Here is a 14,682-nt window from a genome sequence, read left to right on the forward strand (position 1 = left end):
CGGTAATGTCGAATCACCTTTGGTATCGCGGAAGGAGATTCGGATGACAGTGCCGGTTGACGAGGTGTTGACCACCACCCGTGCTGTTCGCAGGCGGCTGCTGCTCGACGTGCCCGTCGAGGACCAGGTGATCGAAGACTGCCTCGAAGTGGCCTTGCAGGCGCCCAACGGTGGCAACCGCCAGCCCTGGCGGTGGATCGTCGTGCGGGACGAGGGACAGCGGGCACGGATCGCCGAGGTGTACCGGCGCTGCTTCGCCGATTACGTCGCCGAGCTGGGCAACCCCGGGCCGTCCCGGGACCTGGACAGCGCCCGGTTCCTCGCCGACAACCTGCACCGCGTCCCGGTGCTCGTGCTGCCGTGCCTCGTCGCGCCGCGGCTGCCCGAGGGCAGCCAGGCCAGTCCGTGGGGGTCGCTGCTCCCGGCCGCCTGGAGCTACATGCTCGCCGCTCGCGCGCGGGGACTCGGCACCGCGTGGACCACCTGCCACCTGCGCCGGGAAGCCGAGATCGCGGACATCCTCGGCCTGCCGCCCGGGATCCGGCAGGGTGTCCTGATCCCGACCGCCTACCACGACGGCGGCCCGTTCCGGCCCGCCCGCCGGACACCGCTCGCGGACGTGCTGGTGGTCGACCGCTGGCCCCGGCCCGAGCGGCGGACCCGTGAGCTCACGGCCGACCTCGACGACCCGTTCTTCTTCGACCACGAACTCGACCACCTGCCCGGCATGCTGCTCCTGAGCGCCGCACTCGACCTCGTACGCCCGGCCGGCGGGGACCCCGCCGTCACCCTGGCACTCGACTTCCGCGGCATGGGGGAGCTGGACGAGCCGGTGCGGCTGACCGCCGAGTCTCCCGACGACAGCGGCCGGCTCTGGCAGGTTCACGCCGATCAGGACGGCAGGACGATCATGACCGGCACCATCGAGCGGATCGGCGCGGCCGCGAGCGCGCCCGGGACCGTGGCCGGGACCGTAAAGCCCGTTGAGCAGCGGCTGGTGCACCGCCGGCGCGCGGAGAACGTGTTCGTCGGCGACCTCGTCGAGAGCGAGCACGACTGGCGGGTGACCGTGCTGCCGGCCCCAGCCGGGCACCACCTCGACGGCGGCCGGACCGCGGAACGGCTCATCGAGGCGGCGCGGCAGTTCGTGACCCTCCTGGAGTACGCGGACAACCAGCGGCAGGAGGGCACGCGGTTCGTGCTGACCCGCCTCGCCGCCACGGTGCCCGCCGGTCCGTCCGCCGGAGCGGTCCTGAGCTGGGCGAAGACCGGCTCACGCGGCAACCGGCCACGCTACGACGTGCGGATCCTCGACGCCGGCGGCCGGGCCGTGGGGTCGGTGACCGTCTGCGGCCGGGCACTCAGCGACGCCGCGTTCCGCAGGCTCCGGGGCCGGCCGGCACCGCTGGCCACGGCTGCCCCGGTTCTCAGCGCCGGCGGGCCCGCAGCGCCTCGATGACCTCGTCGTCCCAGCGGTGCTGGCGGATCAGCCGGTAGCGCTCGCCCGCGACCCACATGTAGGCCTCGGCCTCGGTGCGGTCGCCGATCAGCTCCGCCTGGCGCATCATCTCCACCACCGGCAGGTACTCCTCGTCGTACCAGCGCCGGGCGATCGTGGCGCGGTCGAGGAACTTGCCCTCGGACTGCATGAGCCGGAAGCCCCACGCCTCGACGTGCTCGCCGAGGTGCGCGTAGTCCCACGGGTCGCTCACCACGATCGCCGCGCGCGCTTCGCCGCTCAACGGCACCCGCGACAGGAACAGCCGCCGGTAGTCCTTGACGATCAGGTCGCCCCGGTAGCGGATGCCCTTCGGGTTGAGCTTGGTGTGCACCTCGGTCACCGACGCCTCGATGGTCTCCAGCCCGAGCGCGTAGGCGACCGAAACGCGGTGGTGCCCGTCGATCACGAAGTGCAGGTCGCCGACCCGGTACACCTCGATCGGCGGGATGTGCTCGCCGCGGCGGGCGGCCAGCGCGAGCCGTTCCCAGCGCTCCCGCACCCGGCCGGAGGTGGGCCGGAACCGGCGGTCGAAGTCGCGGCCCCGGTCCACGCTGCCGACGATCGAGTTCAGCGGGATCACCCGCAGCCCGACCCGCCGCTCGCTCACGTAGCCGAGCGCGTCGACGACCTCGTCGAACGGCAGCATGATGTTGACGTCGTCGGGTTCCCGGCGCAGCCAGTTCGCCAGCCGGGACAGCACCTGCCGCCGCCGGGCGCGCAGGAAGTCGTGTTCGGCGTCGGCGCGGGGGAAGCCGGTGTCCCGCGCGGGGTTCACGTCCGCACCTCGTGCGCGGTGAACTCGATGAGGTGCTTGCCGACGACGTTGCGGACTCTGGTCTCGCCCATCCGGTGCTCCCGGGGGTGTTCGCCGTAGGGGTGGATGTGGCCGTGCAGCAACCAGTCCGGCCGCATCCGCTCGACCGTGGGGTGCAGGCAGTCGAAGCCGCGGTGCGGCGGGTCTTCGCGGTCGCCGACGCCGCGCGGCGGGGCGTGCGTCAGCAGGACGTCCACGCCGCGCCCGTCCCGGCGCCGCCGTCGCGCGGCCTGCCGGACCAGGCGCCGGGCGCGGCGGGCCTGCTGCGCCTGGGTCCACTGGTTGGGGCCGTCGTTGTAGCGGACCGAGCCGCCCAGGCCGGCGATCCGCAGGCCGCACACGTCGACGACGCGGCCGTCGGCGTTGATGCCGCCGGCCGGGCCGGGCCACGCCTGCGGGAACCCGGCCCGCAGGAACAGGCCGCCGTGGCGGGTGAACCCGGACAGGTCCGGGTCGTGGTTGCCGGGCACGAACACGCACGGCACGCCGCCCAGCGCGTCGGTCAGGTACTCCAGGTAGTCGAACGGCAGGTCACCGGCGGCCAGGACGAGGCCGACGTCGCAGCCGGGGCCGATACCGGCCCACAGCCGCTCGTCGACCTCGTCGGCGACCACCAGTGCGCGCATGGGTCCACGATAGGGACTCCTCAGCGCGCCTGCGCGAGTTCCGGGTGGTCGGCGATCAGGACCGCCACCACCGCGATCCACGTCAGGGTCAGCGCGAGGGCCCAGAACTTCAGGCTCGAGAGCAGTCTGGTCATGGAGCGACTCCTTCCATCGAATAGGTCAGGAATGGGCTAGAGCCAGTTGTTCTTCCTGAATATTCGGTAAAGAAGCAGGCAGATCCCGAGAATCATGACGAGAACCGCCGGATAGCCGAACTGCCAGTGCAACTCCGGCATGAAGTCGAAATTCATGCCGTAGATACCCGCGATCATAGTGGGCACCGTGATCATCGCCGCCCACGAGGTGATCTTGCGCATGTCGCTGTTCTGCTGGAGCGTGATCTTGGCGACCGTCGCGTTCACCAGCGTCGTCAGCAGCTCGTCGAAGTTGCCCACCCGCTCCGACACGGTGGTCAGGTGGTCGTCGACGTCCCGGAAGTAGGACCGGACCTCGTCGGGCACCAGCCGGGTGAAGCCCTCGGCCAGCCGGCGCACCGGCGTGACCAGCGGCATGACCGCGCGGCGCAGCTCCAGCACCTCGCGTTTCATGAGGTAGATCTGCTCCGCGCTGACCGTCGACCGCGGCGCGAACACGCGCGCCTCCATCTCGTCGATGTCCTCCTCGATCGAGGAGGTGACGTCGAGGTACTGGTCGACGATGAGGTCGGTGATGGCGTGCAGCACCGCCGCCGGCCCGTTCACCAGCCGCTCCGGGTCCTCGTCGAGGTCGCGGCGCAGCCGGGCCAGCCCGGAGTGCGCCCCGTGCCGGACGGTGATGATGAAGTCCAGCCCGAGGAACGCCATCAGCTCGCCGGTCTCCACGATCTCGTTGGCCGTGGTCGGGGAGTCGTGCTCGACGTAGCGGACCGTCTTGAGCACCATGAACAGCGTGTCGTCGTAGCGCTCCAGCTTGGGCCGCTGGTGCGCCTGCACGGCGTCCTCGACGGCCAGCTCGTGCAGGCCGTAGACCTCCGCGATGCCCTGGATCTGCTGCTGGTCGGGCTCGTGCAGGCCGATCCAGACGAAGCCATCGCGCCGGCGCCGGACCTCCTTGATGGCCTCGGCGTGCGTCCAGCGCCCGGGCAGCCGTTCGCCGTCGACGTAGACCGCGCAGTCGACGATGTAGGCCGACACCGGCACCGGCACGGGCGGCTCGACGCGCGCGGCGCGGCCGTTGCCCCGGCCGCGCAGGCCACCGAGGGAGGGAATCGCAGGCATGGGATCTCCTGGCTTTCGCAGTGCGTACCACGACAGCCGGGCGGGCAAGAACACGTCCGCTCGGCTCTACCAGCGTTTCCCGGGCGAAAAGAGGCCTAACGGCCGGAAACGGATCCAGCCGTGCGGAGGGAGACGCTGGGTTTACTAGGGAGCGGACTATCGCCACTACTCATCGTGCGTTCCTCACCTCCTCCAGCCGGACCGGCAACGTGGCGGCTGTCGCGTTGACGCACCGCCGCCATTGGTCGAGGGTACTCCTCAACATCAGTTGACGTCGCTCCAGGTCGGTGTGGCGTTACCCGCAGGGAGGTCGAGCGGTGCAGTTCGGGCGGTATTTCGAGGAGTTCGAGGTGGGCGCGGTGTACAAGCACTGGCCCGGCAAGACGGTGACCGAGTACGACGACCACCTGTTCTGCCTGCTCACCATGAACCACCACCCGCTGCACATGGACGCGCACTACGCGGCCGAGACCACCGACTTCGGCAAGAACGTGGTGGTGGGCAACTACATCTACTCGCTGCTGCTGGGGATGTCGGTGCCGGACGTGTCGGGCAAGGCGATCGCGAACCTGGAGATCGAATCGCTCCGGCACGTCAAGCCGACCTTCCACGGTGACACCATCTACGGTGAGACCGAGGTACTGGAGAAGACCCCGTCGAAGTCCAAGGACGACCGGGGCGTGGTGTACGTGGAGACCCGGGGCTACAAGCAGGACGGCACCATCGTGTGCATCTTCCGGCGCAAGGTCCTGGTGCCGAAGCAGAACTACGGTGAGGCGCGTGGGGGCGAGCAGCCGGGCCGTCCCGTTCCGCACGAGTGAGGGAGAGCGCGTGACGATCGGGTTGGCCGAGGCCAAGCGGCAGCTGACCGACTTCGCCGGGAGCGCGGCGGGCGAGTCGCCGCTCTACGAGCACCTCGCGTCGAAGGCCGCCGGGGACGACGAGGTGGCCGGCCTGCTGGCCGCCGCGCCCGGCGGGGCGAGCCCGGCGCTGCTGTTCGCGGTCGCGCACCGGCTCATCCAGGCCGACCCGATCCACCCGCTCTCGCGCTACTACCCGTCGCTGGGCGGGTTCGACGGCGTCGACGGCCAGACCTGGCCGGTGTTCCGCGAGTTCCTGCTCGCGCACGCCGACGATGCGGCCGGGATGCTCGCGTCGAAGTCGCTGGCGAACAACGAGGTGCGCCGGGCCGCGTCGGCGTTCCCCGGGGTCGCGATGGCCGCCAAGCAGGCCGGCGGCAAGATCGCGTTGATCGAGGTCGGCACCGCGGGCGGGCTGCTGCTGGGGATGGACAAGTTCGCCTACCGGTACCAGTGCGACGGCGGCGAGCAGCTGGTGGCCGGTCCGGCCAAGGCGGCCGTCGGGCTGCACTGCGCGCTCGACCTGGCGCCCGGCGCGGTGCTGCCGAAACTGCCGAAGAAGCTGGCCGTCGCGGCGCGCGTCGGGCTCGACCCGGCGCCGCTGGATCTGTCCGATGAGGACGAGCTGGCGTGGCTGGAGGCGTGCGTGTGGGCCGACCAGCCGGACCGGGTGCGGCTGCTGCGGGCGGCGGCGCTGGCGCAGCGCAAGTCGCCGCCGGAGATCATCGCCGCTGGCGCGGCGGGCGGGTTCGGCGAGGCGGTGTCCCGGGTGCCCGCGGACCTGCCGCTGGTGGTGCTCACCAGCCGGACGATGGGCCACATCCCGGACGCCGAACGCGCCGAGTTCCTGTCCAGCATGGCCGCGCTGGGCGAGTCGCGTCCACTGTGGTGGGTCATGGACGAGACGTACGAGCACGGGTTGTCCGCGGTGCTGCCGGGCCGGGACGAGCTGGCTTTCGCCCGCGACGGCCTGACCACGCTGGGGCTCGCCCGGCGCACCGCGGACGGCTGGGACGCGCTCGCCCTGGCCCGCACCACGCGCTACGGCGCCCGGATGACCTGGCTGGCCGCCTAGCTGTTGTGTGGCCGGGGCCACTGCGGTGAGGATGTGGTCATGGCTGAGGACACGTGGTTCACCCCGCTCACCCCGCTGGCGTTCCTGGAGCGCTCCGCCGAGGTCTTCGCTGACAAGGAGGCCATCGTCTACGGCGAGCGCCGGGTGACCTACCGCGAGTTCGCCGCCGAGGTGACGCGCGTGGCGCGGGCGCTGCGGGCGAGCGGGGTCGAGCCCGGGGACCGCGTCGCCTACCTCCTGCCGAACATCCCGGAGATGCTGGTCGCGCACTTCGCGGTGCCGCTCGCCGGCGCGGTGCTGGTCGCGATCAACACCCGGCTCGCGCCGGCCGAGATCCGCTACATCCTCGAGCACTCCGGGGCGAAGGTGCTGGTCGTGGACGCCGCGCTGCACGGCTCGGTGCCACCCGGCACCGGCGTCGAAGTGGTGACGGTGCTCGACGGCGCCGAGCCGGACCCGGCGCTCGGCGGCATCACCTACGACGAGCTGCTGGCGCGGGGCAGCGACGAGCCGTTGCCGTGGCGCGTCGCGGACGAGCGGTCGACGATCTCGATCAACTACACGTCCGGGACGACGGGGCGGCCCAAGGGCGTGCAGTACCACCACCGGGGCGCGTACCTGAACTCGCTCGCCGAGATCATCCATTCGGGTCATTCGCCGGAGTCGAAGTACCTGTGGACGCTGCCGATGTTCCACTGCAACGGCTGGTGCACGACCTGGGCGGTCACCGCGATCGGCGGCACGCACGTGTGCCTGCGGGCGGTCGACGCGGCGGAGATCTGGCGGCTGCTGGACGGCGAGGGCATCACGCACCTCAACGGCGCGCCGACGGTGCTGAACACGATCGCCGGGTACTCGGAAGCGCACCCGCTGGCGCGCGAGGTCGTGGTGACGACGGCCGGGGCGCCGCCGTCGCCGACGGTGATCCGGCGGATGACCGAGCTGGGCGCGCGGCTGGTGCACGTGTACGGGCTGACCGAGACGTACGGGCCGTACACGGTGTGCGAGCCGCAGGAGGGGTGGCTCAAGCTCGACGTCGCCGAGCGGAGCAGGCTGATGGCGCGGCAGGGCGTCGGGATGCTGGTGACCGACGGGATCCGCGTGGTGGACGAGCAGATGCGCGACGTGCCCCGCGACGGCGTCACGATGGGTGAGGTCGTGATGCGCGGGAACAACGTGATGTCCGGGTACTTCGCCGACCCGGAGGCGACGGAGAAAGCGTTTCGCGGGGGGTGGTTCCACTCCGGTGACCTGGGCGTGTGGCATCCGGACGGCTACATCCAGCTGCGCGACCGGGCCAAGGACATCATCGTCTCCGGCGGCGAGAACATCTCCACGATCGAGGTGGAGGCGGCGCTGGACTCGCACGAGGCCGTCGCGGAGGTCGCGGTGGTCGGCGTCCCGGACGAGAAGTGGGGCGAGCGGCCTAAGGCGTACGTCGTGCTGCGGCCGGGAGCTTCGGTGACGGCCGACGAGCTGCGGTCGCACGTGCGGGAGCAGATCGCGCGGTTCAAGGTGCCGGACCGGGTGGAGTTCGTGGAGGCGCTGCCGAAGACCTCGACGGGGAAGATCCAGAAGTTCCAGCTGCGCGAACGCGAGTGGGGCACCGCGGAGAGCCGCATCCAGGGCTGAAAGGACCCAGCGGCCGACACGCCGCGCCGCGACCGGCCCACACGCCGCCGCGGTGTGTTTGCCGCTCCGGCACGCGGGCGGGAGCGGAAAGCGCCCTCAGCAGCGCGGCAGCATCTCCCAGCCGCGCAGCGTGTCCGCCAGCCCGTCGGTCAGCGCCAGCGCCGCGAGGGCCGCCTCGTCGACCCACCGGGCGTCTGCCGCGTCGTCGCCCGGGACCAGCTCGCCGCTCTCGATCTCGCAGACGTAGTCGTAGATCTCGTAGCGCCCGCGGATCACGTGCCCGGCCAGCTCACCCGGCCGGACCACGAGACCGGTCTCCTCACGCATCTCCCGGACCAGGGCTTCACTGTCCGTTTCGCCTGGTTCGACGCGCCCGCCGGGAATCGACCACAGTCCGCGTCCGGGCTCGTTCGCGCGCTGGACGAGCAGCAACCGGCCCGCTTGATCGTGCAAGATGCCGCCTACGCACCGCACGGGAACCGGGCGAATCGCGCTCATGAGGGCAGCCTAACCCGGTCCCGCCGGACGCGGAGAGTAACCAACCGATTAGATCACAGCCGGACACTGACCCAAGCGCGGGACTTACCTCCCGTAACCCTGCGGAGTGCGGTACAACGTTACTGGTGAGCTTGCCAGTCCGATGCCGGAGTAAGAGACGGGATTGATCGTTGTGAACGCGAAGAAGATTGCCGGGCTCGTGGGTATCGCGTTGGTGCTGTTCTTCGTGATCGCCCAGCCGGGCAACGCGGCCAACCTGGTCAGCAACATCGTCGACTTCCTGCGTGAATCGGCCGAGGCCGTCATCACCTTCGTCAGCAACGTGTTCACTTCGTAGGCGGCCGGATAGGCTGGCTTGATGTTCGCCCCACGGGATCCCGACGAGTACCTGCTCGACACCGAGCGGCGCGTGGTTCGGGTCCGCAGGCACTGGGCCTTCCTGGCCTGGGACACCTTCGAGACGATCGCCCTGCTCGCGATCTGCGTGATGGTGTCCTACCTGCTGCCACCGTCCCTGTGGGTCGTCCAGAACATCCTCTGGTACGCGGCGCTGCTCGTGGTCGTCGTGTACGCGTTCAAGGTCATCGAGTGGTGGGTCGAACGCCTGGTGGTGACCGACAAGCGGTTCGTGCTCACCAGCGGCGTCATCACCACCAAGGTCGCGATGATGCCGATCTCGAAGGTCACCGACCTGACTTACGAGCGCTCGGCGTGGGGCCGGATGTTCGGCTACGGCACGGTCGTCGTCGAGTCGGCCGGCCAGATCCAGGCGCTGAACCGGATCGAGTTCCTGCCGAGCCCGGAGGAGTTCTACGACACCATCTCCGAGCTCGTCTTCGGTGACAAGCACAAGCAGAGCGAGCGCTTCTCCATGATCAAGGCCCAGCGCCTGGCGCGTGGCAAGAAGATCGTCGGCTGACACGTCGTTGTGCCTGGTCGGCCGCGTGCCGGCCGGGTAGGCGACAATGATTCCGATGCGCATCGATCTGCACACCCACTCCACCGTGTCGGACGGCACGGACACGCCCGCCGAACTGGTGGCCACGGCCGCCGCGGCGGGGCTCGACGTGGTCGCGCTGACCGACCACGACACCACGGCCGGCTGGGCGGCGGCGGCCGCGGCGCTGCCGCCGGGACTCACGCTCGTGCCCGGCGCCGAGCTGTCGTGCGTGAGCAGCTTCGGCGTCAGCATCCACCTGCTGGCGTACCTGTTCGACCCGGCGTCCCCGGCGATCGTGGCCGAGCAGACCCGGCTGCGGCAGGAGCGCCGCACCCGGCTGCGGGCGATGGCGGTGCGCATGCAGGCCGACGGTCTGCCGATCGACGCCGACGAGCTGCTCGAATCCCTCGGCCCGGACTCCCCGGCCGGGCGGCCGCACCTCGCGCAGGCCCTGGTGCGGGCCGGGCTGGTGACGAGTGTGGACCAGGCGTTCGCCGAGTACCTGGGCGCCGGCCGCGGCTACTACCTGCCGCGGCAGGACACCCCGGTGGAGCGGGCGATCGAGATGATCGCCGAGGCCGGCGGCGTCACCGTGTTCGCGCACCCGTTCGCGCGCAGCCGCGGGCGGATCGTGTCGGCGGAGTACATCGTCGGGCTGGCGGAGCTCGGCCTGACCGGGCTCGAGGTCGACCACCCCAACCACGACGAGGCCACGCGCGCCGAGCTGCGCGGACTGGCCGGCGAGCTGGGGCTGGTGCAGACCGGGTCGAGCGACTACCACGGCACGAACAAGACGATCCCGATCGGCGCGGAGAACACCGATCCCGAGCAGTTCGAGGCGCTGATCGACAAGGCGTCCGGCGCGCAGATCGTGGTGGGCTGACCTTGGCGGTCGCCGACTTCTTCGACGCGAAGCTGTTCCTGGAGGCGTCGATCACGCTGGTCGTGATCATGGACCCGCCGGGGACCGTGCCGGTGTTCCTCAGCCTGGTGGGCCGCAAGCCGCCGGCGGTGCGGGCGCGGGCGGCGCGGCAGGCGGTGCTGGTTTCGCTGCTGGTGATCTCGCTGTTCGCGATCGCGGGGCAGGCGATCCTGGCGTACCTGGGGATCGGGGTGCCGGCGCTGCAGGGCGCGGGCGGGCTGCTCCTGCTGCTCATCGCGCTGGACCTGCTGACCGGCCGCGGCGCGACGAGCGAGCCGAACGTCGTGGAGGACGTGAACGTCGCCCTGGTGCCGCTGGGCACACCGCTGCTGGCCGGCCCAGGAGCGATCGCCGCGACGATCGTCTTCGTGCGGCAGGCGGCCGGGCACGTGGGCGCCTACGTGGCACTGGCGTGCGCGATCGTCGCGGTGCACATCGTGATCTACGCGTGCATGCGGTTTTCCGGTGTGGTCATCCGGCTGATCAAGGAAAGCGGTATCACGCTGCTGGCGAAGATCGCGGGCCTCCTCCTCGCCGCGATCGCCGTGGAGCTGGTGGCGAACTCAGTGAAGGGCTTCATCGACGGCGGCTGATGTTCCGCCGCTGGGCGTTCCGCTGCTCGCGGTGGCCCGCTGAGCCCACATGCTCGGCTGGTTGGGGCCCGTGCCGCGCCAGGCCGCCCTGCCTGGCCCGCCTTGCCCTGCCGGGCCGCCCTGCTGGGCCTTGCCAGGCCTGACATGCCGGACCAGCCCTGCCCGCCGTGCCCGTCCCGCCCTTGCGGGGAGCCAGCCGCCCCCGCCGCGCCTCGCCTTCCGCGCCTGTCGCAGGTCGGGCGCGGCCCTGGCTCAGCCGCCGATCACGGGTGGGCTGATGCGGTTCCCGTTCTCGTCGGTACCGCCCTCGTGGCCGAAGATGCTGTCGGGGTCGTCCTCGAGCAGGTATGCGGGCCGCTCGTGGTCCTTGTCCTCGTCCTTCTTCTGGTTGCCCGCCGCGCCGCCCAGGCCCGCCGCTCCGGAGGTGCCCGCCTTGCCGGCCGCTCCGCCGCGTCCGGCGCTTTCCGCCGCCGCCCGAGCCCCCGGCTCGCCGACCCCGGCCCTGCGCCCCGCCGCCGGTTCCTGCCCCGCGGCACCCCCGAGCCGGCCCGCCGCACCCCCGGCGGCGCGCCCACCGACACCCGCCCGCGGCGCGACACCGGCCCGGCCCGCACCCGAACCCGGGCGCGGCGACGTGCGGGTCTGGTCGGCCTGACCCGGCGCGACCGGCATCATGCCCGCCCCGGCCGATGTCCCCGAGCTGCCGGGAACCGTCGCCGCGGGGGAGCGGCCCCAGCCACCGCCGCTGTCGGCGAAACCGGTCGTCGGGGCGGCACCGGTGGTCGATCCGGCACCGGGCAGCGGCGTCGTCGGCGGCGCGATGCTCCCGACGGTCCGCACGCCACCCGGCGAGCCACCCATCGGGCCGACCCCGCCCGAATTCGACGCCACGGTGCTGTCGTTGGCGGCGAACTGCGGGGTCGTCGTCCCGCCGGTGTCCGGCCGCGCGGTCGGCGTCGCGTACACGGGCTGGGTCGAGCCGCCGGAGTGCAGCATCACGTCCCGCTGCGCCAGCACCGCCGCGGCCTCCTGCTGGGCCTGGTGCTGGAGCGCGGCCTGGTTCTGCATGTCGTTCATGGTGGCGGTGGCGGCCACCCAGTCCCCACCGGCGAGCTGCTGCCGCGCGGCGGCGACCGATTCCTCGACCGACCGGCCCGCCGGTTCCGGCATGCTGTTGCGCGCTTGCGACAGCGCCGCGGACGTCTGCGAATAGCGGTTGGCCGACAGGAACGCCGCGTCCTTCGAGCTGTCCGCCCAGGTCGCGAGCGTGTTGAAGTAGCCGAAGGCGGTGTTCGCGCCGTCGCCCTGCCAGCCGGCCTGCTCCTTGGCGACACCCTGCCGGAGCGCGGAGGCCATCTCGCCGAAGGCGTTGCCGAGGTCGTTGACGATGATGCCCTGCTCGTCGACCTCCTCCGGGGAGACGCCGTCGGTGACCATTTCCTTCAGTTCGTGATGCGACCGGCGACGGTAGTCCTGTTCCGAGGGCGGCAGGCCGTCCCGGTAGCCGCCGCCCTCGGCCTGCAGCTTCCGCGTGTAGACCTGGCCGGACTTGATCGAGTAGTCGCCCGCGACCTCCCCGGCGTCCGGGCCGAAGAACTTGCCTGCCGACTTCCCCGCGGTTTCGGCGTAGACCTCCGACTCGTACCGGCGGCGCGAGTAACCGTTGTCGGGCTGCGTCATGGCTCCCCATCCTCCCCTGGCTCAGCGATGCACCGCGGTGAGGTGCTGGTTGACCCGGTCCCGCACCCACTGGCCGATGCGCGCCCGGGCGGCCGGCGTGAACGTGTGCCGCTGGGCACCGTCGGGCAGCTGCTCGACCGTGGTGAAGAACCGGCCGTCGGGTGCGTCGAACCAGGTCAGACGGCCCGCGTCGACACCGCGCACCGAGCACGAGACCACCCCGGCGCGCAGCGGCGGCGCGGCGAAGTACCGGTCCGCCACGCGCTTCTCCCGCGGCGGCTCCCCACCGCCGAACAGGTCGCCGCCACGCGGCTGCGACACGTAGCTCACCGGCGCGATCCGCACCGGCGGCACCTCCGGCAGCGGCTCGAGGAGCTGCGGAAGCACCTGACCCGCACGCAGCTCGCTGAACGTGACGTTGTCACCGGTCTGCCGGCTCAGCACGCCGTGCTCCCCGGACCACCCGCCGCGCGACAGGATCTGCGCGTCGCTCGTCAGCTCGGCCACGACCTGGGTGACGAGCACCTCCGGGCGCGCCCACAGCCGCAGCAGGTCCTCGAACTCGGGGTGCAACCGGTTCCGCGACATGCGCCCGAGCCGGTGCCAGTGCTCGAACACGCGGCGCCGTTGCTCGGCCCGCTCGGTCCGGGTCCCGCTCACGAACGGGACCTTGTGCGGGTAGACGAACCTGCCGAGGCCCAGCTCCTCGTCGAGGATGTCCAGTTCGGCCGGCGCCGTTTCGAACGTCAACACGCACTGCCCCCTGATCCGAATGCCAACCGCCCAGATCATATGCGCCGCGGGGCGCGGGCGGAGCCGAAAGTGTCGGAGGTGGTGCGTACCGTAGTGAGCGTGGAGCAACTGGGGTTCGAGTTCGCGGTCCAGCCGCGGCGGTTGACGAAGGTGAGCCCGGCGCGGCTGGCCACCTTCGCGGACTGCCCGCGCCGGTATCGCATGGCCTACCTCGACCGGCCGACGCCGCAGCGTACCGGCCCCTGGGCGCACAGCACGCTCGGCGCGGTCGTGCACAACGCGCTGCGTGCGTTGTTCGACGTGCCGCCCGCGCGCCGCACGCCCGAGCGCGCCGCGGCGCTGCTGTCGGAGCACTGGCAGGACGCCGGGTTCGCCGACGCCGAGCAGGCCGCGACGTACCGCGCCCGCGCCAAGCGGTGGGTCGCCGAGTACGTCGAGCACCACGATGTGACCAGCGATCCGGTCGGCCTCGAGCGCTGGGTGTCCGCGCCGGTGAACCCGGAGCCGGGGCAGCCCGCGTCGATGATCATCGAGGGCCGCGCGGACCGGATCGACCAGCGCGGCGGCGAGCTGGTGATCGTGGACTACAAGACGGGCCGCCGCGCGCCGGACGAGTACGAGGCCCGCAGCTCGCAGGCGCTGGCGATGTACGCGGTGGCGGCGGAGCGGACGTTGCGGCGGCCGTGCACGAAGGTCGAGCTGCACCACCTGCCCAGCGGAACGGTCGCGGAGGCGACGCACACGCCGGAGAGCCTGCGGCGGCACCTGCGCCGGGCGGAGGAGACCGCGGAGGACGTCCGGCTCGCCACGGACACACTGGAAGCCGGCGGCGACGGCGACGCGCTGTTCCCCGCGCGCCCCGAGCGCCGCTGCAGCTGGTGCGACTTCCGCCCCAGCTGCGAGGCCGGACAGGCGGCCGGCGCGGCGGCGAAACCGTGGGAGTTGCTGGCGCCGTAGGGGGTTGGTGGGGGCCGGGTGGTGCGTGTGTGGGGGTTTTGCGCGGCCTGCGGGGCCGGTCGGGCGGTCGGTGCGGCTGCGAGGTCGTGGGAGCTGTTGGCGCCGTAGAGGGTTGTTGACGCCGTAGGGGGGTTGTGGGCGGGGTAGCGGTAGCGCTTGGGTCCCCGGTGCGGGTGGTCCCGCTTCTGTCCCTCGCTGGCATGGTGGAATCCTCGGTACCGGTCGAGGAGTGAACAGGGTGAGCGACGACATGACGGACACCGAAGAGCTGGCACTGGCCCCGGCGCGCGGCCGGAGCCGGGCGGCCCGGTGGTGGCGCGGGTTCACCGGCTCGCTGGCGGCGGGGCTCGTCGCGCTCGCTGTGCTCGTTTTGGGCGCCGGGTTGTTGTGCGCCTTCCTCGACGTGCCTGGGCCGGGCGTCGCGCCGATGATCGCTCATCCGGTGGCCGCCGTGCTCGCCCTGCTCGCGCAGCGCGTCGCGGATCGGAAGGACGGGCCTCTCGCCGGGGTCGCCGGGCTCGTGGTCCTCGCGATCGTCGCCGTCGCGCTGTGGACCTTCTGGTGGGCCTGAACCG

General features: G+C 71.8%; 16 protein-coding genes. 10 read left to right on the forward strand and 6 right to left on the reverse strand.

All coding sequences use genetic code 11. The annotated features are described in order from the left end of the window. Positions 1-43: 43 nt before the first annotated feature. On the forward strand, positions 44-1,459 hold the full coding sequence (locus IE290_RS38350) for a nitroreductase family protein (RefSeq protein ID WP_191248655.1): 1,416 nt from the start codon (positions 44-46) through the stop codon (positions 1,457-1,459). Here IE290_RS38350 and IE290_RS33050 read toward each other — a convergent pair. The 3 genes from IE290_RS33050 to corA form a co-directional block, all read right to left on the reverse strand. Further along, a complete protein-coding gene (locus IE290_RS33050) occupies positions 1,428-2,276 on the reverse strand; it encodes a ParB N-terminal domain-containing protein (RefSeq protein WP_191248656.1) in 849 nt (282 codons plus the stop codon). The genes IE290_RS38350 and IE290_RS33050 overlap by 32 nt on opposite strands. Beyond that, positions 2,273-2,941: a metallophosphoesterase family protein gene (locus IE290_RS33055; RefSeq protein ID WP_191248657.1), complete on the reverse strand. Its 669-nt coding sequence runs from the start codon at positions 2,939-2,941 to the stop codon at positions 2,273-2,275. The genes IE290_RS33050 and IE290_RS33055 overlap by 4 nt, the downstream gene beginning before the upstream one ends. Positions 2,942-3,111: 170 nt before the next feature. Continuing rightward, entirely contained in the window at positions 3,112-4,197 is a 1,086-nt protein-coding gene (gene corA, locus IE290_RS33060) for a magnesium/cobalt transporter CorA (protein WP_191248658.1), read from the reverse strand. Positions 4,198-4,514: 317 nt separating this feature from the next. Here corA and IE290_RS33065 point away from each other — a divergent pair, with 317 nt between their 5' ends. From IE290_RS33065 to IE290_RS33075, 3 genes are read left to right on the forward strand one after another with little or no spacing between them, the layout of a single operon-like run. Beyond that, positions 4,515-5,018: a MaoC family dehydratase gene (locus IE290_RS33065; protein ID WP_191248659.1), complete on the forward strand. Its 504-nt coding sequence runs from the start codon at positions 4,515-4,517 to the stop codon at positions 5,016-5,018. A gap of 10 nt (positions 5,019-5,028) precedes the next feature. Beyond that, positions 5,029-6,132, forward strand: a complete 1,104-nt coding sequence (locus tag IE290_RS33070; RefSeq protein WP_191248660.1) for a DUF2332 domain-containing protein — start codon at positions 5,029-5,031, stop codon at positions 6,130-6,132. A 39-nt stretch (positions 6,133-6,171) separates the two neighbouring features. Then, positions 6,172-7,764: an acyl--CoA ligase family protein gene (locus IE290_RS33075; protein ID WP_191248661.1), complete on the forward strand. Its 1,593-nt coding sequence runs from the start codon at positions 6,172-6,174 to the stop codon at positions 7,762-7,764. A 96-nt stretch (positions 7,765-7,860) separates the two neighbouring features. On the opposite strand, the gene IE290_RS33080 is transcribed toward IE290_RS33075, so the two are convergent. After that, positions 7,861-8,262 carry an NUDIX hydrolase gene (locus tag IE290_RS33080; RefSeq protein ID WP_191248662.1) on the reverse strand — a complete coding sequence of 134 codons (402 nt, stop codon included), beginning with the start codon at positions 8,260-8,262 and terminating at the stop codon, positions 7,861-7,863. Between the two features lie 199 nt (positions 8,263-8,461). Here IE290_RS33080 and IE290_RS33085 point away from each other — a divergent pair, with 199 nt between their 5' ends. From IE290_RS33085 to IE290_RS33100, 4 genes are read left to right on the forward strand one after another with little or no spacing between them, the layout of a single operon-like run. Continuing rightward, positions 8,462-8,599, forward strand: coding sequence for a hypothetical protein (locus tag IE290_RS33085; RefSeq protein WP_162830497.1), 138 nt, complete (start codon positions 8,462-8,464; stop codon positions 8,597-8,599). Positions 8,600-8,620: 21 nt separating this feature from the next. Beyond that, complete coding sequence (locus IE290_RS33090; RefSeq protein ID WP_017986943.1) at positions 8,621-9,181, forward strand: PH domain-containing protein; 561 nt, start codon at positions 8,621-8,623, stop codon at positions 9,179-9,181. 46 nt (positions 9,182-9,227) lie between these two features. After that, entirely contained in the window at positions 9,228-10,085 is an 858-nt protein-coding gene (locus IE290_RS33095) for a PHP domain-containing protein (RefSeq protein ID WP_191248663.1), read from the forward strand. A 2-nt stretch (positions 10,086-10,087) separates the two neighbouring features. Then, positions 10,088-10,717 carry a MarC family protein gene (locus IE290_RS33100; protein WP_191248664.1) on the forward strand — a complete coding sequence of 210 codons (630 nt, stop codon included), beginning with the start codon at positions 10,088-10,090 and terminating at the stop codon, positions 10,715-10,717. Positions 10,718-10,969: 252 nt separating this feature from the next. Here the strand turns inward: IE290_RS33100 and IE290_RS33105 are convergent, their stop codons facing one another. Together IE290_RS33105 and IE290_RS33110 are read right to left on the reverse strand one after the other, a co-directional pair. Next, positions 10,970-12,397, reverse strand: coding sequence for a hypothetical protein (locus IE290_RS33105; RefSeq protein ID WP_191248665.1), 1,428 nt, complete (start codon positions 12,395-12,397; stop codon positions 10,970-10,972). Positions 12,398-12,418: 21 nt separating this feature from the next. After that, positions 12,419-13,150 (reverse strand): ESX secretion-associated protein EspG, encoded by a 732-nt coding sequence (locus IE290_RS33110; RefSeq protein WP_191248666.1) that lies wholly within the window; start codon positions 13,148-13,150, stop codon positions 12,419-12,421. A 99-nt stretch (positions 13,151-13,249) separates the two neighbouring features. Between IE290_RS33110 and IE290_RS33115 the strand changes: the two genes are divergently transcribed. Then, positions 13,250-14,107 carry a RecB family exonuclease gene (locus tag IE290_RS33115; protein WP_191248667.1) on the forward strand — a complete coding sequence of 286 codons (858 nt, stop codon included), beginning with the start codon at positions 13,250-13,252 and terminating at the stop codon, positions 14,105-14,107. Positions 14,108-14,357: 250 nt separating this feature from the next. Continuing rightward, a complete protein-coding gene (locus IE290_RS33120) occupies positions 14,358-14,678 on the forward strand; it encodes a hypothetical protein (RefSeq protein WP_229874855.1) in 321 nt (106 codons plus the stop codon). Positions 14,679-14,682: the final 4 nt, after the last annotated feature.

It is taken from the genome of Amycolatopsis deserti (assembly GCF_014653945.1).
Lineage (GTDB): Bacteria > Actinomycetota > Actinomycetes > Mycobacteriales > Pseudonocardiaceae > Amycolatopsis_E > Amycolatopsis_E deserti.

Excerpts from the sequence above, each read along its gene's own strand:
- IE290_RS38350 (WP_191248655.1), top strand. The coding sequence starts at position 44 with ATGACAGTGCCGGTTGACGAGGTGTTGACCACCACCCGTGCTGTTCGC.
- IE290_RS33055 (WP_191248657.1), bottom strand. The coding sequence starts at position 2,941 with ATGCGCGCACTGGTGGTCGCCGACGAGGTCGACGAGCGGCTGTGGGCC.
- corA (WP_191248658.1), bottom strand. The coding sequence starts at position 4,197 with ATGCCTGCGATTCCCTCCCTCGGTGGCCTGCGCGGCCGGGGCAACGGC.
- IE290_RS33075 (WP_191248661.1), top strand. The coding sequence starts at position 6,172 with ATGGCTGAGGACACGTGGTTCACCCCGCTCACCCCGCTGGCGTTCCTG.
- IE290_RS33080 (WP_191248662.1), bottom strand. The coding sequence starts at position 8,262 with ATGAGCGCGATTCGCCCGGTTCCCGTGCGGTGCGTAGGCGGCATCTTG.
- IE290_RS33090 (WP_017986943.1), top strand. The coding sequence starts at position 8,621 with ATGTTCGCCCCACGGGATCCCGACGAGTACCTGCTCGACACCGAGCGG.
- IE290_RS33095 (WP_191248663.1), top strand. The coding sequence starts at position 9,228 with ATGATTCCGATGCGCATCGATCTGCACACCCACTCCACCGTGTCGGAC.
- IE290_RS33105 (WP_191248665.1), bottom strand. The coding sequence starts at position 12,397 with ATGACGCAGCCCGACAACGGTTACTCGCGCCGCCGGTACGAGTCGGAG.
- IE290_RS33120 (WP_229874855.1), top strand. The coding sequence starts at position 14,358 with ATGACGGACACCGAAGAGCTGGCACTGGCCCCGGCGCGCGGCCGGAGC.